Below are 24909 nucleotides of genomic sequence, written 5' to 3'. Positions count from 1 at the left end.
TTACTCCTCGCTGGTCTGAGCCTGCCCTTCCACGAGCTCGCGGACAGCTTCGATGAAGGCATCGCCACGGTGAGCATAGGAAGAGAACTGATCCATGGAAGCAGCCGCCGGCGCGAGCAGCACAGTGTCCCCGGAGGCGGCCAGCTGCGCCGCCGAGGCAACGGCCTGGGCCATCACAGTCTCACCGAAAATCGGCGAAGGGCCTGCGTCGGCTTTGGCCGTTACGGCAGTCTGCACGTCTTCAGTCTCGCCCTTGGCCGGCAGGATCACGGGGACATCCGGCGCGTGTCGCTTCAGTGCGGCCTGCAGATCGCTGGAGTCAGCGCCGATCAGGACCACGGCTTTGAGCCGGCTGCCCTGTTCCTGGATCAAGGAGTCGTAATTCACGCCCTTGGACAAGCCACCGGCGATCCACACCACGTTCTGGAAGGCGGATAAAGCAGCGGCGGCGGCGTGCGGGTTGGTGGCCTTGGAATCATTGACCCAGAGCACACCCTCATAGCGGGCCACGGGCTGGATCCTGTGGTCTCCCGGAAGGTAGTCCAGCAGGCCCTGGCGGACAGCCGACGGCGCCAGGCCGTAGGCCCGGACCAGGGCGGCCGCTGCCAGAGCGTTCGCCACCATGTGGCGCGGAGCCGCCGACCCCAGGTCAGCAATCGAGGCGAGTTCGGCCGCGCTGTCCTTGCGTTCGGCGATGAACGCGCGGTCCACCAGCAGCCCCTCCACGACCCCAAGCATGCTGATGGCCGGCGTAAGTGTGGTGAAGCCCACGGCCCGGCAGCCTTCCACCACGTCCGCGTCCTCGACCATGCGTTCGGTCTCGATCTGCTCGGCGTTGTAGATGCAGGCCTTCTGCGTATTCGCGTAAACCTTGGCCTTGTCGGCGAGGTAGGAGGCGTACGAACCGTGCCAGTCCACGTGGTCTTCAGCGACGTTGAGGCACACGCTGGCCACTGGGGACACCGAGTGGCTCCAGTGCAGCTGGAAACTGGAGAGTTCCACTGCAAAGACGTCGTAGTCCACGGGATCGCGCAGGGCGTCCAGGATCGGGGTCCCGACGTTGCCTACGGCGATCGCCTTGAGCCCGGCGGCCTGGAGCATGGACTCGGTGAGGCCGACCGTGGTGGTCTTGCCGTTGGTGCCGGTGATGGTCAGCCAGTCGGCGGTCTTGCGGCCCTTGCGTTCGCGGAGCCGCCAGGCGAGTTCGACGTCGCCCCACACCGGAATGTGCGCCCGCGCCGCAGCGGCGAGCAAGGCCTGGTCCGGGCGCCAGCCCGGGGACGTGACAACGAGGTCGGGCTTGTGCCCGTCGATCTTCGGAACCGACTCCACGGCTTCTTCGCCCAGCAGGACGTCCACGGCGCCGACGATGCGGAGCGTGTCGGCCTGCGCCAGCGCTTTGGCGCTGGTCGCGGCGTCCACCACGACCACCCGGGCACCGAGTTCGATCAGGGTATCGGCGGCGGCGAAGCCCGAGACGCCGATGCCGGTGACCACGACGCGCAGGCCGGACCAGTCGGAGTCCCACGTGGTGAGGCCCTGCAGCCGGGGTGAGGTGGTGAGCGGGGCGGGGATCGGTCCGGTCACAGGAGTACCACCCATTCAGCGTAGAAGATGCCCAGGCCGGCGGCGACAAACAACCCGCACAGGATCCAGAACCGGACCACCACCGTGACTTCGGCCCAGCCTTTGAGCTCGAAGTGGTGCTGCAGCGGTGCCATCTTGAAGAACCGTTTGCCCTTGGTGATTTTGAAGTAGCCCACCTGGATGATGACCGAGAGCGTGATGAGGACGAAGAGCCCGCCGATGAAGGCCAGCAGCAGTTCGGTGCGGGACAGGATGGCGAAGGCTGCGACGGCGCCGCCGATGGCCAGGGAGCCGGTGTCGCCCATGAAGATTTTCGCGGGCGAGGTGTTCCACCACAGGAAGCCGACCATCGCCGCGCTCAGGATGGCGGCCAGCAGGGCCAGGTCCAGGGGGTCGCGGACGGAGTAGCAGCCGCCGCCGGCCTGGCGCGGGGACCCGCAGGCCTGGTTGCTTTGCCAGATGCCCATGAGCGTGTACGCCCCGAACACCATGACCGAAGCGCCGGCGGCCAGGCCGTCGAGGCCGTCGGTGAGGTTCACGCCGTTGGTCGCGGCCGTGACGATCAGGTTGGACCACAGCACAAAGAGTATGGCGCCGAGCACGGTTCCGGCGAAGGCCAGGTTGAGCCACGGAATATCCCGCACCAGTGAGATCTGGGTGGAAGCCGGGGTCAGGCCGGCGGCATTGGGGAAGTTCAGCGCCAGCACGGCGAAAATGATGCCCACGGCACCCTGGAGGATCAGCTTGGCTTTGGCATCCAGCCCCAGGCTGCGCTGCTTGGAAATCTTGATGAAGTCATCCAGGAAGCCGACCAGCCCCATACCCACCATGAGGAACAGCAGGAGCAGCCCGGAGGCGCTTGGACCCGGGGAGTGCGGGTTCATCATCCACATGATCAGGTGCGTGAGCCCGTAGCTGACGAGGACCGCCACGACCACAACGGTGCCGCCCATTGTCGGGGTGCCGCGCTTGGTGTGGTGGGAGGTGGGTCCGTCGTCCCGGATGAATTGTCCGTAGCCCTTGCGGACCAGGAACCGGATAAACAGCGGGGTGCCCACAAACGCGAGGAGCAGCGCCATTCCGGCGCCCATCAGCAGTGCAATCACAGCTGTGCACTCCCTTCGGTGGCGGTGGCGGCAGTTCCCTCAGCAGATCGCTCGGGAGAGTCCTTGGTGGCATGTGGGGGTAATGCTATCCGATCCCCCAAGTGGCGCAGCCCGATGCCGTTCGATGACTTGAACAGGACCAGGTCGCCGGGCTGGAGCTCGGCTTGAAGGAGCTCGTAGGCCTCGTCCGCAGTCTCGGCGAAAACACATTCGTCGCCCCAGGAGCCCTCGTTGATGGCGGAGACATACAGCGACCGGGCTTCCCGGCCCACCACGACGAGACGGGAGATGTTGAGCCGCACCACCTGGGTGCCGACTGCCATGTGCTCGCGGATGGAATCCGGGCCGAGTTCCAGCATGGCGCCCAGGACCGCCCAGGTGCGGCGGCCGCGTCCCAGCTCGGCCAGCGTCCGCAGTGCCGCCCGCATGGACTCCGGGTTGGCATTGTAGGCATCGTTGATGACTGTCACGCCGTCGGGACGCTCCGTGCGCTCCATCCGCCAGCGGCTGGCGGCGGCCTGCGTACCGAGCGAGGCGGCGATCTGCGCGCCCGGAATGCCGGCCGCGTGCGCCGCGGCCGCAGCCGCGAGGAGGTTGGCCATGTGATGGGCACCGATCAGCTTGGCGGCAACGTGGTACTCGGTCGGTCCTTGCTGGCTCAAGTCGCCGGGGAGGAACAGCTCAAATTCTGGATGGCCGTCGGCGTTCAGTTCCACACCCTCTGCCCTCACCACATCGGCTTGGGCCATGCCCGTCTGGACGCTGTTGTCTTGGCCTATGCCGGCCGCGCGGGAGGTGTAGCCGAGCACGCGGGCCCGGGTCCGGGCGGCCATCGCTGCGACGCGGGAATCATCCAGGTTCAGCACGGCGGTGCCCGTGGCCGGGAGCGACTCCACGAGTTCGCCCTTGGCCACCGCGATGTTGTCGATACCGCCGAATTCTCCGGCATGGGCGGAGCCGACACCGAGGACGACGCCGATCTCCGGCTGGACCATGTCCGCGAGGTATTGGATGTGGCCGATACCCGTGGCGCCCATCTCGATGACGAGGTAGCGGGTGTCGAAGTCGGCCTTGAAGACGGTGAGCGGGACGCCGATCTCGCCGTTGTAGGACCCTTGCGGCGCAACGGTGGCGCCTTCAGTGCCGGCTGCCGCGAAGATTCCGGCGAGCAGGTCTTTCGTGGTGGTCTTGCCGGCGGAACCGGTAATGCCGATCACCGTGAACGCGGCGCCGGCAGCTGCGCGGCTGGCCCGGATCCGGCGGACGGATTCAGCAGCCAGTGCGCCCATGGCGAGGACAGCGTCCTCAACGACGACGGCGGGAAAGTTCGTTCCGGCGGCGTCGGCGACTTCGCGCTCGACGAGTGCCAGGACGGCGCCCCGGTCAAAGGCGGCGCCCACGAAGTCGTGTCCGTCGGCGTTCTCCCCCGGTTTGGCCACATAGAGGGAACCCGCCGTGGCCTCGCGGGAGTCGGTCACCACGGATGCGGGAGTAATTCCCGGTTCCGCGGCGAGCCGGCCGTTGGTTATGTCGGCGATTTCCGCCGCTGTAAGTGCAATCATCTCGGTTTAGGACTCTATCCGGTGGTCTTCGAGAACGGTGAATCCCCGTGCTGTCAAGGCGTTCCGAAGCTCCACCCGGTCATCCAATGCCAGGTTGACTCCCTTGACCTCCTGCCACACCTCGTGCCCGCGCCCGGCCACGAGGATGGTGTCCCCGGCTCCGGCGAGCTCTACGGCCTTCACGATGGCCGCGTCGCGCGGGAAGACCTCCAGGACAGTGCAGTCCAGGCCTTCGTCATCCTTGGCCGCCAAGGCCCCGGCAAGGACGTCCGCGCGGATGGCCGCCGCGTCCTCGTCGTGGGGATCGTCGTCGCTGACAATTACGGTGTCCGCCAGCCGGGCCGCAATGGCCCCCATGGCGGGGCGCTTGCTCTGGTCGCGTTGTCCGGTGGCGCCGAAAACGATGATCACCTTGGACCCGGGCTCCGGGGACCGGACGGCTTCGAGGGCACGTTCGAGGGCGTCGGGGTTGTGCGCGAAATCCACCACGGCCGCCGGGGCCGTGGAGACGAGCTGCATCCGGCCGGGCACGGCGACGGTGAAGGGGTCTGCGGCGTCGAGGGCGGCCTGCACGGCGGCAGGCTCGTGGCCGCCGGCGAGCACCATGACCGTGGCCAGTGCTGCGTTGGCGACGTTGAAGCCTCCCGGCAGGCCAGTGTGGACGCGCAGCTCGGCGCCGTCCAGGTGCCTGAGTACGAAGTCGGAGCCAAGGCCCCGCGGAGCAGTCCGGGCCACAGTCCAGTCCGCGGTCCAGTCGGCGTCAGTCTGCCCGCTGCCGGTGGTCCCGGCCGCGGCGAGGGTTGTGACCGGGATTTCGGCGGCGGCCGCGAGCTTCCGGCCCCAGGCGTCGTCGATTGTCACCACCGCGGCGCGGGCGCGTTCCGGCGTGAACAGCCGGGCTTTGGTCTGGAAGTATTCCTCCATGGTCCCGTGCAGGTCCAGGTGGTCCTGGGTGAGGTTCGTGAACCCGGCGACGTCGAACACCACGCCGTCCACGCGGTGGAAGGACACGGCGTGCGAGGAAACTTCCATGGAGGCGGCATCGAGCCCGCGTTCGCGCATGAGCGCCAGCAGGGCGTGCACATCCGTGGATTCGGGGGTGGTCAGCAGGCTCGGGATCGGCTCGCCGCCGGCCAGGATCTCAATCGTTCCGATCAGCCCGGTCCGTTTGCCCAGCGCCCGCAAGAGGGCATTGATGAAGTAGGTGGTGGTGGTCTTGCCGTTGGTGCCCGTCACGCCGAAGAGGGCCGGCGCCCCGGCGCCGTCGGGCCGGCTCTGGTAAATGAGTGCGGACAGCCGGCCGACCACGCTGCGCGGCTCGGCGGACAGCAGCACCGGGACGGGGATGTCATTGGCCAGTGCCAGCAGGCGCGCTCCGGCGTCGTCTGTCAGGACCGCCACGGCGCCGGCGTCGACGGCCTGGGACACGAAGTCGGCCCCGTGCCGTGCGGCGCCGGGCAGGGCCACGTAGAGGTCTCCCGGGCGGACCGACCGGGAGTTCAGGGAGATCCCGGTGACCGGGACGGAGCTGGATGCCCCGGGAACGGCGACGCCGATCGCCGCACCGATGGCTGACAGCGGCACTGCGGCAACCGCAGTGGGCCGAAAGCCCGGGGTGGCGTCATGGCCGGACGGCGCGGAAGCATCGGGGGCGGTGAGCTCTGACAAGTGGATCTCCGTTGTGGTGCTAGTGGATCGGGCACTGAATGAATCGGGACCTGCGCACGGAGATAGGCTCCGGCGGGCAGGCACTGGGCAGTGGCGCCGGCTGGTAACTTCCGGGTGCCAGGTGGAACGGGCGCTACTTGGCGTACTGCGGCAGCCGGGCAGGTTCGCCGGTGGAGGGCTGGACGTTGAACGTGCGCAGCGTCTGGCTCATCACCGATCGGAACACCGGTCCGTTGGTGATTCCGTAGATGCTTCCCTTGGGCCGTTGCAGGACCACCTCAACAATAAACCGCGGATTGTCCATGGGCGCCATTCCCACCATGGAGGCCGTGAAGCCGCAGAAGCCGGATTTGCCGTCGTCGCACGGGGACTCGGACGTGCCTGTCTTGGCGCCCACGCGGTACCCGTCGATCGCGGCCTCCTTGATCTCGCCCTCGGTCACCGCGCTCTCCAGGATGTCGCGGACCTGCTTGGCGGTCTCCTTGGAAACGATCTGCTGCGGGGCCTTGGCCGGGACTTTTTCCTCGGTTCCGTCCGGGTTGATGTAGCTGTCGATCAGCCGCGGCTGGAGCATCACTCCGTCGTTGGCGATGCTCTGGTAGGCCCGGACGGTCTGGAGGGTGGATTGGGCGACGCCCTGGCCGAAGAGGACGGTGTACTGCTGGCGGCCATCCCACTGGTCAGCCGGGGTCAGGATGCCCTTGGATTCGGCCGGGAGTCCAATGTCGGGGGCGTCGCCGATCCCGAACTTCCGCAACCAGTCATGGCGCTGGTCCTTGCTCAGGCGCTGGCCCACCATGACCGTGCCGGTGTTCATGGAGTAGCCGACAATTCCGGCCAGCGTCCGGCGCTCGGTGCCGTGTTCGAACGCGTCGCTGAAGGTCTGCCCGTCCACGGTGTAGGTGGGCGGAATGGTGAAGGTGTCCAGCGGGCTGGACTTGCCTTCTTCGATCGCGGCGGCGGCCGTGATCATCTTCTCCACCGAGCCGGGCTCGTAGGAGGCGGTGACGGCCCGGACGCCGCGGTCCTCGGCCGCGACCTTGCCGGGGTCGTTGGGATCCGGGGAGTCGGTATCGGCCATGGCGATGATGTTGCCGGTCTTGGCGTCGGAGACCACAATCACACCCCACTCGGCGCCGAGCTTGTCTTTTTGGCTTTGAATCGCCTGCTGGGAAAAATACTGCAGGTCCGAATTCAGCGTGAGCTTGATGTCCTTGCCGTTAATCGCCGGCGTCAGCTCGTCCACGCCCACGGGGATGCGCAGTCCGTCGGCGCCGATTTCGAACAGGCGCTTGCCGGGTGTCCCTTTGAGGATCTCGTCCTGGGTCTGTTCGAGTCCTGCCTGCCCGGTGGTGCCGTCCTTGAGGAACCCCACAATTCCGCCGGCCACGGAGCCGTTGGGGTAGACCCGTTTGCTGGTGCCTTCGGTGACAATGCCCGGAATCTGCAGCTTGGACACCCGGTCCTCGACGTCCGGTTTCAAGTCCTTGGCCACGATGTAGTAGCGCTGGGTTCCGGTCAGGGCATCGCGCAGCGCGTCGCGGTCCATGCCGAGCACGCCGGCCAGTTCGGAGATGCCCTGGTCACGGGTGACCTTGACGAGTTCGTCCTTGCCCTTGATGGTTTCGAGCCGGCGGAACGAGTCGGTCTTGGTGTTGACGGTCTGGTCCACCACGACGTTATAGCGGATGACGCTGCTGGCCAGGACCGTGCCGGAGGAATCGAGGATACTGCCGCGCTCCGCGGGCAGCTCTATGGGCGTGAGCCGGTTATTGAGGGCCGCCTCCGCCATGCCCCCAATGTCCAGGCCCTGGACCATGAACAGCTTGCCGCCGACCACCAGCAGGAGCGCCAGCATGATGCCGAGTCCCCAGCGGAGCCGCCGGGTGGCGTTTGGGGCTTTCGCCTTGCTTGCCTTGCCGGAGTTCTTCGCCACGGTGAGTCCTTGCTGCTTGCCTTGCTGGTGGTCAGTGAGCGTTACTGCCCGGGGGTCTTCTGCGCCGGGGCGGGAACCGATCCACCGTGGAGCTCCGCCGCGGGAGCGGGCTTTGCAGGTGCCGCCGCGGGAGCGGGCTTTGCAGCCGCCGGCGCCGGCACGGTGTCCGCCGCCTTGCGCTGGGCCAGCGGTTCATTTTCCGTGACAGGCGGAACGACGTTGAGCTGTCCTGCGACGGCCGGTGCGGCGATGACGGCGCCCGGGGCATCGCCCTTGACGGCCGGTTTGGCCTTGCCGGTGACACTGAGGGTGGAGAGATCGATCTGGCCCTTGGCCAGGGATGCCACCATGCCCAGTTCCGCGGCCTTGGCCGCGAGGTTCTGCGGGGCGTCGAAGTTCTGCACTTGCTGGGTGAGGTCCTGGTTCTGCTTGGTCAGGGTGCTCTGTTCACTGCGGAGCTGGACCAACTGGTACTGGGCGGAGGAAACGGAGATGTTCAGGACCAGTACGGCCATGAGGGCAATCGCCAGGAGACCGAAGCAGAGGACCACGAATGGTGCGCGGCGCTTGCGGGGCACGGAGCGGACCACAGAAAGCGGAGTGCGCGCCTTCCGGGTCTGATCAGTGCCGGGGCGGAGGCCGGGCAGGGCACGGGCAGTGGCGCCCTGGGCAACGGGGTAGCTGTTGACGGCGGCGGTGCTCATGCGGCTCTCCTGGCTTTGATGCGTTCGACGGCGCGCAGCCGGGCGGAGGCTGCACGGGGGTTTTCGGCGATTTCAGCGGCGGTAGGTACCTCGGTGCCCTTCGTCAGGGTTTTGAGTTCGGCTTTGTGCTCTTCGAGCTCGACCGGGAAGCCGAGCGGGGCCGAGGACTTCGACCCGGCCTGGAAGAAGCCCTTGACGATCTTGTCTTCCAGGGAGTGGTAGGACATGACCACCACGCGGCCACCGAGGGCGATGGCCGCGATGGCTGCCGGAATGGCACGCTCCAGGACGTCCAGTTCCTCGTTGACCTCGATCCGGAGTGCCTGGAAAGTGCGCTTCGCGGGGTGGCCGCCGGACTTGGCGGCACCGGCGGGCACCACGGACCGGATCTGTTCGACCAGTTCGCCGGTGGTGGTGAAGGGCTTTTCGGCACGCGCGGCCACGATCCTGTTCGCGATGCGGCCGGCGAACTTCTCCTCGCCCCATTTTCGGATGATCCGGACGAGTTCTTCTTCGCTGTAATTGTTGACGACGTCGGCGGCAGTCTGGCCGCGGCTGGTGTCCATCCGCATATCCAGGGGCGCATCAAAGGAGTAGGCGAAACCGCGCTCCCGCTCGTCCAGCTGGAGGGACGAGACGCCAAGGTCCATCAGCACACCGTGGACTTCGGTGAAGCCCAGGTCCGCGAGGACGTCCGGGATTTCGTCGTAGACGGCGTGAACGAGGTCGGTCCGGTTCGCGAAGGGCGCCAGACGCGCCCCCGCCAGCGCCAGGGCTTCCTCGTCCCGGTCGATGCCGATCAGGTGGAGGTCGGGAAAGCGCTGCAGGAGGGCCTCGGAGTGGCCGCCCATGCCGAGCGTCGCGTCGATCACCACGGGGGTCTCGCCGCGGCTCCGGGCAGCCTCGAAGCCAGGGGCCAACAAATTGATGCACCGGTCCTTGAGGACCGGTACATGGCGTTCGGACGTTGGCTTCGCCTGGTCGGGATCAGTCATGCCGTCGTCCTTTCGTTGCGGGAGTTTGCTGGTTGCGGCCCTTACGCAACGTTCCTTGGTCCAGATCCCCATCCGCGCCTACCCGGTGCCGGCCTGGCTCCGGGGAAGTGAGCCAGGACAACAACCGGATGGGCGGCTGGAGATCTCGATCAAGGAACGTTGTGTGCTTGTGGATGAGTGGGGGTTCAGAGAATCCCCGGAATAGCGTCGTCTGTTTCCGAGAAGGCGGTTTCCTTTTCGGCCAGGTACTCACTCCAAGCCTGGGCGTCCCAGATCTCCGCGCGGGAACCTGCGCCAATGACGGCGAGTTCCCGGCCAAGACCTGCGTATTCCCGGAGCGCCGGCGGAATCGTCACGCGCCCCTGCTTGTCAGGTACCTCGTCCGAGGCTCCAGAGAGGAAAACACGGATGTAGTCACGTGCCTGCTTGGAGGAAATTGGAGCCTCCCGCATCTGCTCGTGAACCCGGCCGAATTCCGCCTCACTGAAAACGTAGATGCAACGCTCCTGGCCCCTTGTGAGAACCAGCCCGCTGGCAAGTTCCTCGCGGAACTTCGCGGGGAGGATAATTCGACCTTTTTCGTCCAGACGCGGCGAATGTGTGCCGAGAAACACGGCCCACCGCCCGTCTGTTCTAGAAAGTCCAACGTCCCCTGAGTTGCAACTACCCTCTTACGCCCTCCACATTACTCCACATCGCTCCACAGTCAACGACACGCCCGGGATGTTTAGACAAATTTGCGGATGTTTATCCCCTTTCGTCCCAGCATTTGCAGGGAAACAGGATTGGTGGGGGAAAGTGGAGTGATTTTTCCTGCTTGCCTCACTCGCCCTGGCCGATTCACGGTTCGGACCGGCGCCAGGGTGAATCAATTCGACGGCGCCGCCCCTTTTATGGCCCGATCGCGGCGAACCCGGGCAAGAACCGGAGCAAAATTTCTGCTTTAAATGGCGAAAGACCCGCCGAAGCGGGTCTCGCGCCGTCCCCCGGAGAGCCGGTGGCGGAAAGTGGAGGGCCTAAGGGGCCGTCACGGATTGGTTCAGGACTCGCCCCCGTGCCGTTCGTCCCAGCGCTGTTCAAGGTTGCTCATGAACGAGTTCCTGGGTTTGCCCTGCTTGCGGCCGCCGGCTGCCCGGGACCTGCCCACAGCCGAACTGCGCATCGTGGCGAAATAGACGCCGGCGCCCATCACTACAAAGCCCACAACCCCGACGATGATAATTTGCGTGGACACGCCGACCAATAACAGAAGCACGCCCGCGAGAGTCGCGAGCACGCCCATGACGAGGTGGCGTGTGGACCAAGAGCGTCCGGGGACCGATCCCATCGAGCTTGCAAACTTTGGGTCGTCCTCATTCAGCTGCTTCTCAAGTTGCTCCAGCAACTTCTGTTCGTGTTCCGAGAGCGGCATCACGACCTCCTCAAGTCTGCCAACGTCCGGGCGTGACGTATCCAGTGCCCTAATCGCCTAACGCCCGGGATTCCGAAGAGGTTCCCATTCACCGCCCTTGGTGAAAGGGGCAATTCAGCAGTCCCGTGCCGGTCTTAGCTGGCCGGGTCGCCCGAACGGTCGATCCAGTAGTCCTAAACCTAGGTATTAATAAGGATAGATTGTTGCGGCCTGTTCTGAAAGACAGTCTTAAGGCCCTGTCCCGTGTCCGAAACCCCTCGCTGGAGCCCTTGTCGGGGCGGGGCCGCCATATTCCTGCGCCGGTCCCTGCGCCGGGCTCACTCGAGGGGGCCCCCGGGATCCAGGAGCCGTGCCGGTAGAACCGACTTATTGCCGAATTTCCGGGTGACAGCATCGAGGGCTTGTTCGGCGGCCCGCCAGTTGTCGTCCCGGCGGTCCAGGCTGAGCTGGAGCGGGGCGTGGGCAGCCTCTTCCAGCTGTTCGGCCCGAATGCCCACGAGCCGGACTGTCATGGGCCTCTCACCTACCGATTCCAGGAGCTGCACTGCCACGGCGTAAAGAAGTTGGGCGCTGTCGATCGGTGTGCTGACGGTGCGGCTGCGGGTGATGGTGGAAAAGTCCGCGTAGCGCAGCTTGAGCGCCACGGTGCGGGCGTGCATGCCGGCGCCCCGGAGGCGCTCCGCGGTCCGGTGCGAAAGCCGCAGCAGCTCACGGTGCAGCAGGGCGTCATCCGCAGTGTCAGTGGCGAACGTCTCTTCGGCTCCAATGCTCTTTTCCAGCCGGACCGGCGTCACGGGCCGCGGATCGATGCCCCAGGAGAGCCGGTAGACATGCTCCCCCGACGCGCCCAGCAGCTTCCGCAGCGAGGGCAGCGGCGAGGCGGCGACGTCTGCCACCGTCCGGATCCCCCTGCGGGCAAGCACTTCCACTGTCTTGCCGCCGACGCCCCACAGCGCACTGACGGGAAGGCTGTGCAGGTACGGGACGGTTTCCTCGGGCCTGATCAGCAGCAGCCCGTCCGGCTTGCACCGGGTGGAAGCGATCTTGGCCACAAACTTGCTGGCGGCAATGCCCACCGACGCCGTGATTCCCAATTCCCGGAAGACGCGGGCCCGGATCAGTTCGCCAATCTCACGGGGCGGACCGAGCCGCCGGATGGCTCCCCCGACGTCCAGGAACGCCTCGTCCACGCTGAGCGGCTCGACGAGATCGGTGATGGAGCCAAAGATTTCCATGATCTGGCCGGAGACTTCGTAGTAGAGCTTGTGGCGGGGCTCGATAATGACAGCCGAGGGGCACATGCGTGCCGCCACCACCATAGGCATCGCTGATCTGACGCCGAACGCCCGGGCCTCGTAGGACGCGGACAGCACCACGGAGCGGTCCGCCGGATAGCCCACAATCACGGGCCTTCCCTTCAACTCGGGACGGCTGCGCAGCTCCACGGAAACAAAGAACGCGTCCATGTCCACATGCATGATGCTGCTGCGCCTCAGTTCCAGCAGGGAATCCCCGCTCAGGCGGCCGGGAAGCTGGCTGTGGGGCTGCGCATTCGGCAGCCCCCGAGGGTGCACATTTGACTGCACTCTCTGCTGATTGTCTGCGTCCGGCCCCACGTCTTCAATCCTATGCCCGGGGACTGACTAAACTGGAGGCTGATTCCGCTTCAACACCAGGAGGAAAGTCCCTGTGAAGGTATTTGGACAGCGCAAACGTGCCGCAGCAGCCATCGCGGCGGCGGGCGCGTTATTGGCCTTGGCCGCATGCACGCCCGCCGGCTCCGCGAGCCCGGCGGCGTCGTCGGCGTCGAACCCGGCCGCATCTGCGCAGTCCTCCACCACGGCTCCCCCCAGCCCTTCGGCGCAGCCCGGCACGTCGGCGACGGTTGGCGCGCTGGTTCCCGGCTTCCCGCAGAAGCTCCTGCCGCTCATGCCCGGGGCCAAGTTGGTCTCCAGCAGCTTCGATAAGACCACCGTGCCGGCAACCGTGGCACTGGTCGGCAGCATCACCGCCCCTGCCGCAGATGTCCTGGCCTTCCACACCAAGACGCTGGAGGCACAGGGCTTCAAGGCCGTACCCGGTGAAACCGTGGGCGCCCTGCCCTCGAAGGACTTCCTGCGCGGGGACAACGAAACTGTGAACATCTCCGTCATGCAGAAAGCAGGCGTGTCCACGTTCACGATTGGCGCGAACGTCGCTGCCGAGTCCGTCAAGTGAGTCTCGCTGAACAGCTAAGGCTAGAGCAGGCGGATTACGTGGCCGCCGTCGCCGGCCAGCTGACGGAGTTCCTGACCAGCCGCCAGGCCGTCATGTCCTCGATCTCCCAGGACATCGATCCGCTCATGGGCTCGATCTCAAACCTGGTCACGGGCGGAAAGCGCCTGCGGGCACTCATGTGCTACTGGGGGTGGCGTGGCGCGGGCGGGGAGGCAGGCGCCACCGAGGTGGTCACAGCCGGCTCAGCCCTGGAGCTGTTCCAGGCTGCGGCCTTGATCCACGACGACATCATTGACCGCTCGGATACCCGCCGGGGCGGCCCCAGCGTCCACCGCCGCTTCATTGAACTGCACGAGGCCCAGGGCTGGGCGCTGGACAGTGAGCGGTTCGGCCACGCGGCAGCGATCCTGACCGGGGATCTCTGCCTGTCCTTCAGCGAGGAATCCTTCACGGAAATCGGCCACCGCGCCGCCTCGGGCAGCCCGGCACGGCTGATCTTCAACCTGATGCGTGCCGAAGTGATGGCCGGGCAGTACCTGGACATCCTCGAAGAGGTCGCCGGGCCCAGGCGGGACCGCGCCGGGGCAGTCAGCCGGGCCCAGTCCATCATCCGGTTCAAGTCGGCCAAGTACTCCACCGAACACCCGCTCGCTCTCGGCGGCGCCCTGGCCGGCGCCGGCGACGAGCTGCTGCGCGGCTATTCCGCCTTCGCCCTGCCGCTCGGCGAGGCGTTCCAGCTGCGGGACGATGTCCTTGGCGTCTTCGGCGACCCCGTCACCACGGGCAAACCTGCCGGGGACGATCTCCGTGAGGGCAAGCGCACGGTCTTGGTGGCTTTCGCCCTGGACCAGGCCTCGGCGGCCGAATCAGAGTTCATCGACGCCAAACTGGGCAGCCCCGATCTCAGCGACGCGGACATCGAGGAGATCCGGCGGATCATCGTGGACTGCGGTGCGCTCCAGGCCACCGAGGTACTCATCGAGGAATTCGGCAAGGCGGCCTTCGCCGCCCTGGACCTCCTGCCGCTTCAGGAGCTGCCCAAGACCGCGCTCCGCAGGCTGGCAGAGGCCACGGTCAGCCGCGCCGCCTAATCAGAACGAAACACCGGACCAAAACGCAGCGGGCCGTGCACAGCGGCTTGCGCTGTACACGGCCCGTCATGGCACGTCTTGGGGATGCTGCCGGCTCCTTGATGCTGCCAGCGGGCTCCTACCAGGCCAGTGACTGCGCCCTGCGTCGGATTTCGGTCTTGCGCCCTTCCCGGAGGGCATCGATCGGCCGGCCGCGGAGGGACTCGTCCGGGGTAAAGAGCCAGTTGATCAGTTCCTCATCGGAGTACCCGGCGTCCGAGAGGACAACAATGGTGCCTTTCAGGCTCTCCACTGCGTGCCCGTCCTGGATGAAAGCTGCAGGCACGGACCGGATGCGCCGGTCGCCGATTCTCACAGCCGCCAGCGCACGCTCGTCCAAAAGTGCATGGACCTTGGTAATAGATACGTTCAGAAGCTGTGCGACATCGGGCAGGGGCAGCCATTCGCCCACGAGGCTTTCTACATTACTCACGCATAAAGATTGCCACGACGGGTGCCCCGCCGCCTAGTCGGCAGGCGCAGAAATGACGGCAGCGGCCATAGCCCATCCCACCGGCGGCAATGCCGCCCGGGTTCACCCGGGACCCCGCCGGGACACCAATTGCCCGACACTCCGCCGGAGAGTGGTTTGTGGAATGCCAAACAGTTCTTGTGCTAATTGCCAATTCATGAGACATTCACATAGATCACATTTGTAACAGAAATAACTTTTGTCACACTGGTAACACCAGTTCCACCGGCCTGACCGCAGCGTTGCCGCTGAGAAGAGGATCTTTCCAATGACGACCTCACGTTCGCCACAGCTCCGTCCGGGGCGCAGCCTGCCGCTGATCGCGGCCACGACGGCGGCGCTTCCCGCCGTCGTGCTTTCCTCCCTGGCGATCGCCCAGCCGGCCGCAGCCGAATCGCGTGTACGCTCGGTCCCCGCAACCCTCGCGGCTGCCATGCGAGCCCAGGCGCAGGCGGACGCAACGACGTCCCTCAAGGCGGCACTGATCCCCTCCGCCTCCGTGCCGGCAACGCTGCCAAGCGCCATGCGGCCCGCGCAGTCCGCGGCTCCCGCCGTCTACACGATCGCCCGCGGCGACACCATCAGTGCCGTTGCCGGCCGCTACGGCCTGGACACCTTCGCCGTGCTGAAGCTGAACAATCTGCAGGCGAACACCATCATCTACCCGGGGCAGAAGATCAAGCTCACGGGCTCGACGCCGGCCCCGGCAACCAAGCCCGCCGCCCCGGCCAGTTCCGCCTCTGTTACCTCCGGCTCTGGCCGCGTCTACGTCGTGAAGGCAGGCGACACCCTGAGCGCCATCGCCGCACGCCACGGCGTTGGGCTTTCCGAGCTCTTCAAGTGGAACGGGCTTGGCATGAGCTCAGTGATCTACCCCGGCCAGAAGGTCAAGGTCGGCGGCGGTTCCAGTACCCAGGCTCCGTCCGCTCCGGCCGCGACAAAGCCCGCGTCGTCGGCACCCGCGCCGGCCAGCTCGGGCTCTTACACCATCAAAGCCGGCGATACCCTTTCCGGCATCTCGGCCCGCAACGGCGTCAGGCTCTCGGATGTCCTCTCGGCCAACCGGCTGACGATGTCGAGCATCATCTACCCGGGCCAGAAGCTCGTCATCCCCGGTGCGTCGACGATCGCGCCGGCTTCGAGCAAGCCTGCTGCCACCACGCCCCTCGTGCCCAGCACGTTCCTCGGGTTCAGCTACCCGGCCGCCGTGGTCAGCTCGGCCAACCAGAACAAGGCGCTGCTCAACGCCTCTCCCGTGCCCAGCCATCAGCAGATGAAGTCGATCGTGGCGGACACGGCACGGCGCATGGGCGTGGATGCCAGCCTCGCCCTGGCCTTTGCCTTCCAGGAATCCGGCTTTGACCAGCGTGCCGTGTCACCGGCCAACGCGATCGGCACCATGCAGGTCATCCCGTCCTCCGGCCAGTGGGCCTCCGATCTCGTGGGCCGCAAGCTGAACCTCCTGGACCCGTACGACAACGCCACGGCAGGCGTAGCGATCATCCGCCAGCTGGTCCGCACGAGCCCTGACTTGGACACTGCGATCGCCGGCTACTACCAGGGCCAGTACTCGGTGAGCCAGAATGGCATGTTCGAGGACACCAAGGGATACGTCGCGGCCATCAAGGCCAACCGGAGCCTGTTCGGTTAAGCACAGACACCAGCACAGGCTCCCTGACAACGGAGCGTGACGCTACGGGCCCGGATCGCATGTTGATTCGGGCCCGTTTCTGTCCAGCGACTACGATTGTAAGGTGCAAGAATACGTGTCGGACGCTCTCGTAGGGAACCTGGTGGACAACCGCTACCAGGTTCAATCCAGGCTTGCCCGCGGCGGGATGTCCACCGTGTACCTCGCCACAGACCAGCGCCTCGAGCGCGACGTCGCGCTGAAGGTGCTCCATCCCCATCTGGCCGACGACCCGCAGTTCCTTGACCGGCTGGGCCGCGAAGCCAAGGCCGCCGCCCGGCTTTCCCATCCCCACGTGGTGGGCGTCCTGGACCAGGGTGAAGACGGCCGGCTCGCCTACCTGGTCATGGAGTTCATCAAGGGCCACACGCTGCGGGACGTCCTCAACGACAAGGGCGCCCTGTCTCCCCGGCTGGCCCTGGCGCTGATCGATCCGGTCGTCGAAGGGCTCGGCGCCGCGCACGCCGCCGGAATGATCCACCGGGACATCAAACCGGAAAACGTCCTGATCGCCGACGACGGGCGGATCAAGCTCGGCGACTTCGGCCTGGCACGCGCCATCTCGACGTCCACGAGCACCGGCGCCCTGATCGGGACTGTCGCCTACCTCTCCCCCGAACTCGTCCTGGGTAAACAGGCAGACGCGCGCAGTGACATCTATTCCGTAGGGATCATGCTCTACGAGATGATTACGGGCCGGCAGCCGTTCGACGGCGACGTGCCCATCCAGGTCGCCTACCAGCACGTCAATTCCACCGTGGGAGCTCCCTCGTTGGAGGTTCCCGGACTGGCTGCGGAGATCGACGAACTCGTCCAGTGGTGCACGGACCGGGACCCGGACAAACGCCCCGTCGACGGGAGCGCACTGTTGTCCGAGCTCCGGCACATCAGGACCAACCTCAGCGACGCCGAGCTCGACCTCGTACCGCCGGCGGCTATCCTCAGCCCGCTGCCGGCCGTGGCCGCCCCGCCGAACCGGCGGCCCGGCAGTGCCGGCCCGGCGCCGGACGCGCACGACACTCAGGACACAACCTACGTGAAGCCGCCCACCGAGGCGCCCACGGAATTACACACTGAGGTATACGGCAGCCTTGCCCGGCCCACCGAGATGATCTCCCGCGCCAGCGGCAACCCGACCACCGTGATGTCCGGTGCCCCGCGGCGTCCGTCCTACGGTCCGTTGTCCACTCCGGACGAGGCGGCCTACGACGGCGCCGCCGGCTACGACGACCCGGCGGCAGTTGCGGTTGCCCCCAGCAAGCGCGCCCAGCGCAAGCTGGACCGGGACGAGGAGAAGGCGCGCCAGCGCGCCGCGGCCACGCCCACCAAGACCCTGCACGAGGGGAACCCGCGACGCCGCGGGCTGCTGTGGATCGTCCTGCTCGTCGTCGCGGCGCTGCTCGCCGCCGTCGCCGGCTGGTTCTTCGGGATGGGACCGGGCTCGCCCGGAACGATCCCCCCGGTGGCGAACAAGACCGTTGCCGAGGCCCAGGACCTGCTCCGCACCGCCGGGTTCCAATCCACCGTCAAGGATGTCTTCGACGACGACGTCTCGCCGGGGCTGGTGGTCGGCTCGGAACCAAACGCCGGCGAGGTCATCCGCAAGTTCCAGCCCGTGTCCCTTGCCGTTTCCAAGGGCCCGGAACTGTTCCCGCTGCCGGAACTGACCGGCAAGACCCTGGACGAGGCCAAGACCACCCTCAACGCCGCCGAAATGGCCCTGGGTCCGATTACCGAGACGTTCGATGAATCGGCGCCTGCCGGCACGGTGCTTGCCCAGGCGCCTCGCAGCGGCAATCCGGTGCGGCACGGGACGCCCGTGGGCCTCACCGTCTCGAAGGGCCCGCAGCCCATTCCGGTCCCGGATGTCCGCGGCCAGGAGCAGCGTGCCGCCGTGAGCGCGCTCGAAGCCGCCGGGCTGAAGGCCGTGGTCTCCCCGGAGACAGTCAATGACCGGAAGGTGCCCAAGGGTTCCGTCGTGGCGCAAGACCCGGCCTCCGGCAACCTGACCAAGGGCGGATCGGTCACCCTGACGATCTCGAAGGGTCCGAAGCTCGTCGAGGTACCCAGCTTCATCGGGAAACAGGCCTCGGAAGCCAAGGAGGCCCTCGAAAAGCTCGGCTTCGAGGTCCAGATCGATGAGATCCTGGGAGGATTCTTCGGAACAGTCCGCGCCCAGGATCCCGTGAACACGGCCGTCCCCGAAGGCTCGCTTGTCACCCTGACCGTGGTCTGACCGCACGCGGCTCAAGGCAGACCTGCTCCACATAAAAGCTCCGCCCGGCTGCATCAGCCGGGCGGAGCTTTTTTAGCAGCGTTATTGTCTGCGTTTTTCAGCGAATTCTGTTGTCGATTAGTGCCGCGGGTCAGCGCTTGGCGAGGGCTCCGGCCACAAGGAACGCCATTTCGAGCGACTGCATGTGGTTCAGGCGCGGATCGCAGACCGACTCGTAGCGGTCCAGGAAGGCTTCCTGGTCGATCGGGTCGGCTCCGCCGAGGCATTCGGCGACGTCGTCGCCGGTCATCTCCACGTGCAGGCCGCCGGGGACGGTGCCGAGCGCGTGGTGGACTTCGAAGAATCCGCGCACTTCGTCGATGACGTCGTCGAAATTGCGGGTCTTGTAGCCGTTGGGCGAGGTGACCGTGTTGCCATGCATGGGGTCGGTGACCCACAGGACCTGAGCCCCGGAGGCGGTGACGCGTTCGACGATCGCCGGCAGCTTCTCGCGAATGTTGCTGGCGCCCATGCGGGTGATGAAGGTAAGCCGGCCGGGCTCCCGGTCCGGATCCAGTTTGTCTATCAGGCGCAGGGCGTCGTCGCCGCTCGTTGACGGGCCGAGCTTCACGCCGATCGGGTTACGGACGCGGGAGAGGAAGTCAACGTGTGCATGGTCCAGCTCGCGGGTGCGCTCCCCGATCCACAGGAAGTGCGCCGAGGTGTCGTAGGGCAGCCCCGTGCGCGAATCGATGCGGGTCAGGGCGCGCTCATAGTCCAGCAGCAGCGCCTCGTGGCTGGCGTAGAATTCCACGCGCTTGAGTGCCTCGAAGTCGGCGCCGCAGGAGGACATGAACTTGATGGCGCGGTCGATGTCCCGGGCCAGGGACTCGTAGCGGGCGTGCGCCGGGTTTTCGGTGAAGCCCTTGTTCCACTGGTGCACCAGGCGCAGGTCCGCGAAGCCACCCTGGGTGAAGGCACGGATCAGGTTCAGCGTCGAGGCGGAGGTGTGGTAAGCCTTCAGCATCCGGCCGGCGTCGTGGGCGCGGGAAGCGGGTGTGAAGTCGTAGCCGTTAACGATGTCGCCGCGGTAGGCCGGCAGGGTGACGCCCTCGCGCGTTTCGTCGTTGGAGGAGCGGGGCTTGGCGAACTGGCCAGCCATGCGGCCCATCTTGATGACGGGCATGGCCGCACCGTAGGTGAGGACGACGGCCATCTGGAGGATGGTCCGGACGCGTGCGCTGATCTTGTCCGCCGTCGCCGCTTCGAAGGTCTCGGCGCAGTCGCCGCCTTGGAGCAGGAATGCCTTGCCCTGCGCGGCAGCGGCGAGCCGTTCACGAAGGATGTCCACTTCGCCGGCGAACACGAGGGGCGGGAGGACGGAAAGTTCCTTGACGGACGCCTCAAACACAGCCGGGTCGGACCACGTGGGCTGCTGCGAGGCCGGGAGTTCCCGCCAGTTGTCCAGTCCGGGATAGTTGGCGGCTCCGCTCTGGGCGGTGCTGGTCAGCGGGGAAACTGGTTTCTCAGATAGCTCGGTCACCCTCTAAGGATAGTTGCCCCAACGAGGTTCGGCGGCCCTGCCTGTCATTGACTGCTCCGTTGCCGTCACATGGCACCCGTGGCGCCAGTTAGGCAGTCCCGGGAACCTCGGGGCCGTCTTCCGTGGCCGCCGTCGGCGCACCGGGGTTGTGAGCGTTGTCTGGCGTTTTTTCTGATGTTTTGTCGGCGGCTTTGTCGGCGGGCGCTTCCTGCGCCGCATCGGGGCCCGCGGAGGCCTTGTCCGGCGCTGCTTCCTGCGCTTTGCCCGCCAGGCGGAGCTTCACGACGGCGGCGTACTCGTCCACGTATTCCTGACCGGACAGCCGCATGAGTTCATACATGATCTCGTCAGTCACCGAACGCTGGACCAGCCGGTCATCCTCCATCCCGTAGTAGCGGCTGAAGTCGAGCGGTTCGCCAAAGATCATGCCGATGCGACGGATATTGGGGACGCGCTTGCCGATCGGCTGGACTTTGTCCGTTCCGATCATCGCCACGGGAATGACCGGTACACGGGCCTGCAGCGCCAGGCGGGCAACGCCCACCTTGCCGCGGTAGAGGCGCGCGTCGGGGCTGCGTGTCCCCTCGGGATAGATGCCCAGGAGCGAGCCGTTCCTGAGTACGTCCATGCCAGCGTTCAGGGACTGCGCGGACGCGGCTCCCCCGGACCTGTCCATGGGGAGCTGGTTGGTGAGCCGGAAGAAGGCGGCGGTCAGCCTGCCCTTGATCCCGGTGCCGGTGAAGTATTCGGATTTTGCCAGGAATGCGACGGGCCGCGGCACCATGACCGGCATGAAGATGGAATCCGAGAAGGAGAGGTGGTTCGAGGCCAGGATCGCGGCGCCCTCGGCCGGGACGTTGTCCAGGCCCTTGACCCAGGGCCGGAACAGCAGCTTCAGCACCGGTCCCAGGACAAACGTCTTCATGAACCAATAAAACACTCGGTGACCTCTCCGGAAGGCGTCTGGCCGGCCGCCCAAATCGGGTCCGGCCAGGACTTCAATGGACACCTTACTCTAGTGAGTTTTGCCGCCAAGGGTGACACGATGGGCTCATGACTGAAAGCAGCACTCCCCCGGCGCCCGCCGCTTTCAGCTACCCCGGCCACGGCCCCAACGCCCGGACCGGCGTGGCCATCTGCCACGGCTTCACGGGCAGCCCGCACAGCGTCCTGCCGTGGGCCCACCACCTCGCCGCCCAGGGCTTCGCGGTATCGGTGCCACTGCTGCCCGGGCATGGCACCCACTGGCGGGATCTCGCCCGGCAGCGCTGGCAGGACTGGTACACGAGCTTTGAAACGGCGTACCTGGACCTGGCCGCCCGGACCAACGACTGCTACGTCGCGGGGCTGTCCATGGGCGGCACCATAGCGCTGCGCACCGCGGCCCGCCACAGCGTGGCCGGCGTGGCCGCAGTCAACCCCGGCCTGAGCTTCTATGACCGCAGGGTCAGGATCGTGGGACTGCTCAAATACTTCCAGCGCACCACCATGCCGCTTCAGGAGGAGAATTCCACGGCGGCCGCCACCGACGACGGCGACTACTCGCTGACGCCGTTGGCCGCCGTCCACCAGCTGCGCCGGCTGTTCTCCGCGACCCTGCGGGACCTGCCGGCAGTGCAGGCTCCTGCCCTGGTCTTTAAGTCGGCCACCGACGCCGTGGTCCCGCCGTCGTCCCTGGCGCTGCTGCGCAGGAGGCTCGGATCCCGGGAACTCACCGTGATCCCGCTGCCGCACAGCGGGCACGTTGCCACCCTGGACGCCGATGCGCCGCTACTCTTTGAAGAATCAGTCCGCTTCTTCCTTCAGCACGCCCACGCCACCCACACACGGTCCACCATGCCGCCCACCGCCCCCTCGGAGACCACATGAGCATCCTTCCGGACCACTCGCCGTTCAGCAGCCCGTTCACGGGAACCGGCCCCCGGACCGGCGTCGTGGTGTCCCACGGCTTCACCGGCAGCCCGCACGGTGTGCGGGACTGGGCGTCGTCGCTGGCCGGTGCCGGGTTCGCCGTCCGGCTGCCCCTGCTGCCGGGGCACGGAACGAGCTGGCAGGAGCTGGCCAAGACCCGCTGGCAGGACTGGCATGCGGCCCTGGACGCGGCCTACCTGGAGCTAGCGGAAGAATGCGACATCGTGGTCGTGGCGGGGTTGTCAATGGGCGGTGCCCTGGCGTTGCGGATTGCGGCCACCCGTCCCGTGGCGGGGGTTGTGGTGGTCAACCCCGGCCTGGTCATCGATGATCCCCGTGCCCCGCTGGCCGGCGTCCTGAAGTTCGTCCTCAAGAGCACCCCTGCGATCGCCAATGACATCCTCAAGCCGGACATGGATGAGGGTGCCTACCCGCGCACGCCGGTGGCCGCGGCGCACGAGCTCAACAAGATGTTCAAGGACACCGTGCGCCTGCTGCCCCGCATCACGGCTCCTGTCCGGGTGTACCGTTCAGCAGTGGATCATGTGGTGTCCGAATCCAGCATGGTGGCCCTGCGCCGCGGGTTGACCAACGCCCCGCTCGAGGTGGTCCGTCTGGAAAACAGCTACCACGTGGCTACTATGGACAACGACGCGCCCGAGATCTTCCATGGCACAGCCGAATTTGTCCGGTCCGTTGCCTCCGCAGCCAGTCCGGGCGCGGCCCGCGCCAGCCGGAAGGACACGGCCAATGACTAAACCAGACCCCGACCTCCCGGATCCCGAGACTCCGGACCCGGACCCCGCCGATGCCCGGCACTCCGGCCCGGACGCCACCGCGCACCAGGAGCCCCAGCCCCCTGAGTCCCAGGCCGATGAGTCCCAGGACTCCCCCGCCTCGGACGCACAGTTGGCCGACGACGACGCCGTCTGGCTGGATCTCGTCGCCAGGCTTGAAGGGGTCGGGGCAGCCGGGGACGAGGCAACCGGCGGGCCGGCCGACGGAACCGAAAGCGCTGCCGGCGGCGGGGCCGGCTCCGGCGCTGGCTCCGGCGCTGGTTCCGGCGCTGGTTCCCCTCCGGGTCGGACGTTCCGGGATTTTGACCCGTTGGGCCTCTCCGGCGCCGCACCGATCGAGCTCTCCGCCAAGGAGCGCCTCGCCCCGGCCCCGGGGCAGCCGGCTGCGGGCACCAACGAGATACCGGATACTGCGCCCGGCCCCCGCGACTACGAGCCCGACGACGACGACGGCGCGTTCGTCCCGGAGGAGCCGCCCAGCCTGGCCGGGGCAGATCCGATGACTGTCCTTGCCTGGATTGGCGCGGTGGGCGGCCCGATTGCGCTCGTGCTCTCGGCAATGTTCTGGCGGTCGGCGCCGCTGGTGGCCATCCTTGGCATGGTGGCCGCGTTCGCGGCCGCAGTGGTCTTCCTGATCATGAAGCTGCCCGGCGAGAAAGACGAGCACGACGACGGGGCGCGCATCTAGCCCACCCGCTCATTTAGGCCACCAGCTACTCCGCCTGTATCTCAGGGCTGGCTACATCGCGCTGCTACGTGTGCATCCGGCTGCTGACCCGGGAGAGGTCGGCCGCGCCGATCAGTCCGGCGTTGGGTCCGAGGGCAGCCAGTTCGATCTCCGCCGCCGGGCGGAAACCGCGGCCGGTTAGGTTCCGGGCGAAGGCCTTCCGGGCCGGCGCGACCAGCAGCTCGCCGGCATCGCACAGTCCGCCGCCGATCACGAACTTTCCGGGGTCCAGGGCCGCTGCGAGGTTCGCCAGGCCAAGGCCCAGCCATTCCCCGACGTCCTCGAGGAGTTCGCAGGAGGTCTGGTCCCCGGCCTTGGCCAGCTCGGTCACAATCACGCCCGTGATCCGTCCCACGTCTCCGTCCACAGCCTTGAGCAGCTCCTGGGCAACCGGAGAATTAGCAGCGGCCAGTTCCCTGGCCTCGCGGCCGAGCGCATTGCCTGAGGCGTACTGTTCCCAGCAGCCGCGGTTGCCGCACTCGCAGCGGTGCCCGCCCGGCATGATGATCTGGTGGCCGAACTCCCCCGCCACGCCGAAGCGGCCGCGTTCCAGCCGTCCGTCCATCACCATGGCGCCGCCGATCCCGGTGCCCAGGGTGATGCAGACCAGGCGGTTCTGTCCCTGTCCGGCGCCGAAGCGCCATTCCGCCCAGGCGGCAGCGTCGGCGTCGTTGGTCAACAGGACGGGGCGGCGCRGCAGCCGCTGCAGGTTCTCGCGCAGCGGTTCATTGCGCCAGGCCAGGTGCGGGCTGAAGAGAACGGTACCGCCGTCGAGGTCCATCCAGCCGGCGGCGCCGATGCCGACCGACCAGATCCGGTGCCCGGCGCCCAGTTCCTCGACCAGCTCGACAATGACCTGCTCCACGGCGCGCGGGTCATTGCCCGGAGTGGAGCGTTTAGCCTGGCTGAGGATCCGGCCCTCGGCATCGACCACCCCGGCAGCAACCTTGGTTCCCCCGATGTCGACGCCGATCGCCAGGCCCTTGCGGCCCAGCCGCAGGTGTGAGCGGATGTCGTGCCCGGCCGTGGCGGCCGCCGCTCCGGCCACGGTCCTGCTCCGCCAGGCGGCGGTCCGGCCGCGCAGGCCGGGCTGCCGGCCAGGTGTTGGTGTCTGCATGGTGCCCCATTCTATTCGCCGGGACCGCCGCAGCCGCGAACGCCCCCGCAGCACGACGCGCCAGCACGACGCGGAGCATTACGCCGCGCCGGTGTCCGCAGCATCCAGACTGGCGGAAAGT

The 24909-nt window shown here is 67.0% G+C and carries 21 protein-coding genes; 7 read left to right on the top strand and 14 right to left on the bottom strand.

Annotated features, from left to right (window positions below; all coding sequences use genetic code 11):
* The 10 genes from murD to dinB all read right to left on the bottom strand — a co-directional run bounded on the left by murD (position 1) and on the right by dinB (position 12435).
* Positions 1–1602: a UDP-N-acetylmuramoyl-L-alanine--D-glutamate ligase gene (gene murD, locus AC1DR1_RS14010; RefSeq protein ID WP_229992573.1), complete on the bottom strand. Its 1602-nt coding sequence runs from the start codon at positions 1600–1602 to the stop codon at positions 1–3.
* Complete coding sequence (gene mraY, locus AC1DR1_RS14005; RefSeq protein ID WP_229992572.1) at positions 1584–2693, bottom strand: phospho-N-acetylmuramoyl-pentapeptide-transferase; 1110 nt, start codon at positions 2691–2693, stop codon at positions 1584–1586. Before mraY ends, murD begins: the two co-directional genes overlap by 19 nt.
* Positions 2690–4255, bottom strand: coding sequence for a UDP-N-acetylmuramoyl-tripeptide--D-alanyl-D-alanine ligase (locus AC1DR1_RS14000; RefSeq protein WP_229992571.1), 1566 nt, complete (start codon positions 4253–4255; stop codon positions 2690–2692). Before AC1DR1_RS14000 ends, mraY begins: the two co-directional genes overlap by 4 nt.
* Before the next feature lie 6 nt (positions 4256–4261).
* Positions 4262–5923 carry a UDP-N-acetylmuramoyl-L-alanyl-D-glutamate--2,6-diaminopimelate ligase gene (locus AC1DR1_RS13995; protein WP_229992570.1) on the bottom strand — a complete coding sequence of 554 codons (1662 nt, stop codon included), beginning with the start codon at positions 5921–5923 and terminating at the stop codon, positions 4262–4264.
* A 133-nt stretch (positions 5924–6056) separates the two neighbouring features.
* The gene (locus AC1DR1_RS13990) at positions 6057–7859 is read right to left on the bottom strand and encodes a peptidoglycan D,D-transpeptidase FtsI family protein (protein ID WP_229992569.1); all 1803 of its coding nucleotides are present in this window, start codon (positions 7857–7859) and stop codon (positions 6057–6059) included.
* A gap of 41 nt (positions 7860–7900) precedes the next feature.
* Positions 7901–8563 carry a cell division protein FtsL gene (gene ftsL, locus AC1DR1_RS13985; protein WP_229992568.1) on the bottom strand — a complete coding sequence of 221 codons (663 nt, stop codon included), beginning with the start codon at positions 8561–8563 and terminating at the stop codon, positions 7901–7903.
* Positions 8560–9558, bottom strand: coding sequence for a 16S rRNA (cytosine(1402)-N(4))-methyltransferase RsmH (rsmH, locus tag AC1DR1_RS13980; RefSeq protein ID WP_229992567.1), 999 nt, complete (start codon positions 9556–9558; stop codon positions 8560–8562). Before rsmH ends, ftsL begins: the two co-directional genes overlap by 4 nt.
* 185 nt (positions 9559–9743) lie before the next feature.
* Positions 9744–10172, bottom strand: a complete 429-nt coding sequence (gene mraZ / locus AC1DR1_RS13975) for a division/cell wall cluster transcriptional repressor MraZ (RefSeq protein WP_090956633.1) — start codon at positions 10170–10172, stop codon at positions 9744–9746.
* 425 nt (positions 10173–10597) lie between these two features.
* Positions 10598–10969 carry a DUF3040 domain-containing protein gene (locus tag AC1DR1_RS13970; RefSeq protein ID WP_229992566.1) on the bottom strand — a complete coding sequence of 124 codons (372 nt, stop codon included), beginning with the start codon at positions 10967–10969 and terminating at the stop codon, positions 10598–10600.
* 317 nt (positions 10970–11286) lie between these two features.
* Positions 11287–12435 carry a DNA polymerase IV gene (gene dinB, locus AC1DR1_RS13965; RefSeq protein ID WP_414645461.1) on the bottom strand — a complete coding sequence of 383 codons (1149 nt, stop codon included), beginning with the start codon at positions 12433–12435 and terminating at the stop codon, positions 11287–11289.
* Positions 12436–12658: 223 nt separating this feature from the next.
* Here dinB and AC1DR1_RS13960 point away from each other — a divergent pair, with 223 nt between their 5' ends.
* Both AC1DR1_RS13960 and AC1DR1_RS13955 read left to right on the top strand, forming a co-directional pair.
* Positions 12659–13186 carry a hypothetical protein gene (locus AC1DR1_RS13960; RefSeq protein WP_229992565.1) on the top strand — a complete coding sequence of 176 codons (528 nt, stop codon included), beginning with the start codon at positions 12659–12661 and terminating at the stop codon, positions 13184–13186.
* Positions 13183–14277, top strand: a complete 1095-nt coding sequence (locus AC1DR1_RS13955) for a polyprenyl synthetase family protein (RefSeq protein WP_229992564.1) — start codon at positions 13183–13185, stop codon at positions 14275–14277. Before AC1DR1_RS13960 ends, AC1DR1_RS13955 begins: the two co-directional genes overlap by 4 nt.
* A gap of 118 nt (positions 14278–14395) precedes the next feature.
* On the opposite strand, the gene AC1DR1_RS13950 is transcribed toward AC1DR1_RS13955, so the two are convergent.
* Positions 14396–14749 carry an Rv2175c family DNA-binding protein gene (locus tag AC1DR1_RS13950; protein WP_026538795.1) on the bottom strand — a complete coding sequence of 118 codons (354 nt, stop codon included), beginning with the start codon at positions 14747–14749 and terminating at the stop codon, positions 14396–14398.
* A gap of 307 nt (positions 14750–15056) precedes the next feature.
* On the opposite strand from AC1DR1_RS13950, the gene AC1DR1_RS13945 reads away from it, so the two are divergent.
* A complete protein-coding gene (locus tag AC1DR1_RS13945) occupies positions 15057–16439 on the top strand; it encodes a lytic transglycosylase (protein WP_476992763.1) in 1383 nt (460 codons plus the stop codon).
* 103 nt (positions 16440–16542) lie between these two features.
* Complete coding sequence (locus AC1DR1_RS13940; protein ID WP_229992562.1) at positions 16543–18714, top strand: Stk1 family PASTA domain-containing Ser/Thr kinase; 2172 nt, start codon at positions 16543–16545, stop codon at positions 18712–18714.
* 130 nt (positions 18715–18844) lie between these two features.
* Here the strand turns inward: AC1DR1_RS13940 and AC1DR1_RS13935 are convergent, their stop codons facing one another.
* A complete protein-coding gene (locus tag AC1DR1_RS13935; protein ID WP_229992561.1) occupies positions 18845–20236 on the bottom strand; it encodes a class II 3-deoxy-7-phosphoheptulonate synthase in 1392 nt (463 codons plus the stop codon).
* Positions 20237–20324: 88 nt separating this feature from the next.
* Positions 20325–21176, bottom strand: coding sequence for a lysophospholipid acyltransferase family protein (locus tag AC1DR1_RS13930; protein WP_229992560.1), 852 nt, complete (start codon positions 21174–21176; stop codon positions 20325–20327).
* A 113-nt stretch (positions 21177–21289) separates the two neighbouring features.
* On the opposite strand from AC1DR1_RS13930, the gene AC1DR1_RS13925 reads away from it, so the two are divergent.
* The 3 genes from AC1DR1_RS13925 to AC1DR1_RS13915 are packed head-to-tail and all read left to right on the top strand — an operon-like array spanning position 21290 to position 23632.
* Positions 21290–22105 carry an alpha/beta hydrolase gene (locus AC1DR1_RS13925; RefSeq protein ID WP_229992559.1) on the top strand — a complete coding sequence of 272 codons (816 nt, stop codon included), beginning with the start codon at positions 21290–21292 and terminating at the stop codon, positions 22103–22105.
* Positions 22102–22905: an alpha/beta hydrolase gene (locus AC1DR1_RS13920; RefSeq protein ID WP_229992558.1), complete on the top strand. Its 804-nt coding sequence runs from the start codon at positions 22102–22104 to the stop codon at positions 22903–22905. The genes AC1DR1_RS13925 and AC1DR1_RS13920 overlap by 4 nt, the downstream gene beginning before the upstream one ends.
* On the top strand, positions 22898–23632 hold the full coding sequence (locus tag AC1DR1_RS13915; RefSeq protein ID WP_229992557.1) for a hypothetical protein: 735 nt from the start codon (positions 22898–22900) through the stop codon (positions 23630–23632). Before AC1DR1_RS13920 ends, AC1DR1_RS13915 begins: the two co-directional genes overlap by 8 nt.
* 64 nt (positions 23633–23696) lie before the next feature.
* On the opposite strand, the gene AC1DR1_RS13910 is transcribed toward AC1DR1_RS13915, so the two are convergent.
* Positions 23697–24788, bottom strand: a complete 1092-nt coding sequence (locus AC1DR1_RS13910; RefSeq protein ID WP_476992762.1) for an ROK family glucokinase — start codon at positions 24786–24788, stop codon at positions 23697–23699.
* Positions 24789–24909: the final 121 nt, after the last annotated feature.

The organism is Arthrobacter sp. P4_F10 (genome assembly GCF_056401435.1).
The sequence above is the reverse complement of the archived record's forward strand: the minus strand, read 5'-3'. Positions and strand labels throughout refer to the sequence as shown.

Excerpts from the sequence above, each read along its gene's own strand:
- murD (WP_229992573.1), bottom strand. The coding sequence starts at position 1,602 with ATGGGTGGTACTCCTGTGACCGGACCGATCCCCGCCCCGCTCACCACC.
- AC1DR1_RS14000 (WP_229992571.1), bottom strand. The coding sequence starts at position 4,255 with ATGATTGCACTTACAGCGGCGGAAATCGCCGACATAACCAACGGCCGG.
- ftsL (WP_229992568.1), bottom strand. The coding sequence starts at position 8,563 with ATGAGCACCGCCGCCGTCAACAGCTACCCCGTTGCCCAGGGCGCCACT.
- rsmH (WP_229992567.1), bottom strand. The coding sequence starts at position 9,558 with ATGACTGATCCCGACCAGGCGAAGCCAACGTCCGAACGCCATGTACCG.
- AC1DR1_RS13970 (WP_229992566.1), bottom strand. The coding sequence starts at position 10,969 with ATGCCGCTCTCGGAACACGAACAGAAGTTGCTGGAGCAACTTGAGAAG.
- dinB (WP_414645461.1), bottom strand. The coding sequence starts at position 12,435 with ATGGACGCGTTCTTTGTTTCCGTGGAGCTGCGCAGCCGTCCCGAGTTG.
- AC1DR1_RS13945 (WP_476992763.1), top strand. The coding sequence starts at position 15,057 with ATGACGACCTCACGTTCGCCACAGCTCCGTCCGGGGCGCAGCCTGCCG.
- AC1DR1_RS13925 (WP_229992559.1), top strand. The coding sequence starts at position 21,290 with ATGACTGAAAGCAGCACTCCCCCGGCGCCCGCCGCTTTCAGCTACCCC.
- AC1DR1_RS13920 (WP_229992558.1), top strand. The coding sequence starts at position 22,102 with ATGAGCATCCTTCCGGACCACTCGCCGTTCAGCAGCCCGTTCACGGGA.
- AC1DR1_RS13915 (WP_229992557.1), top strand. The coding sequence starts at position 22,898 with ATGACTAAACCAGACCCCGACCTCCCGGATCCCGAGACTCCGGACCCG.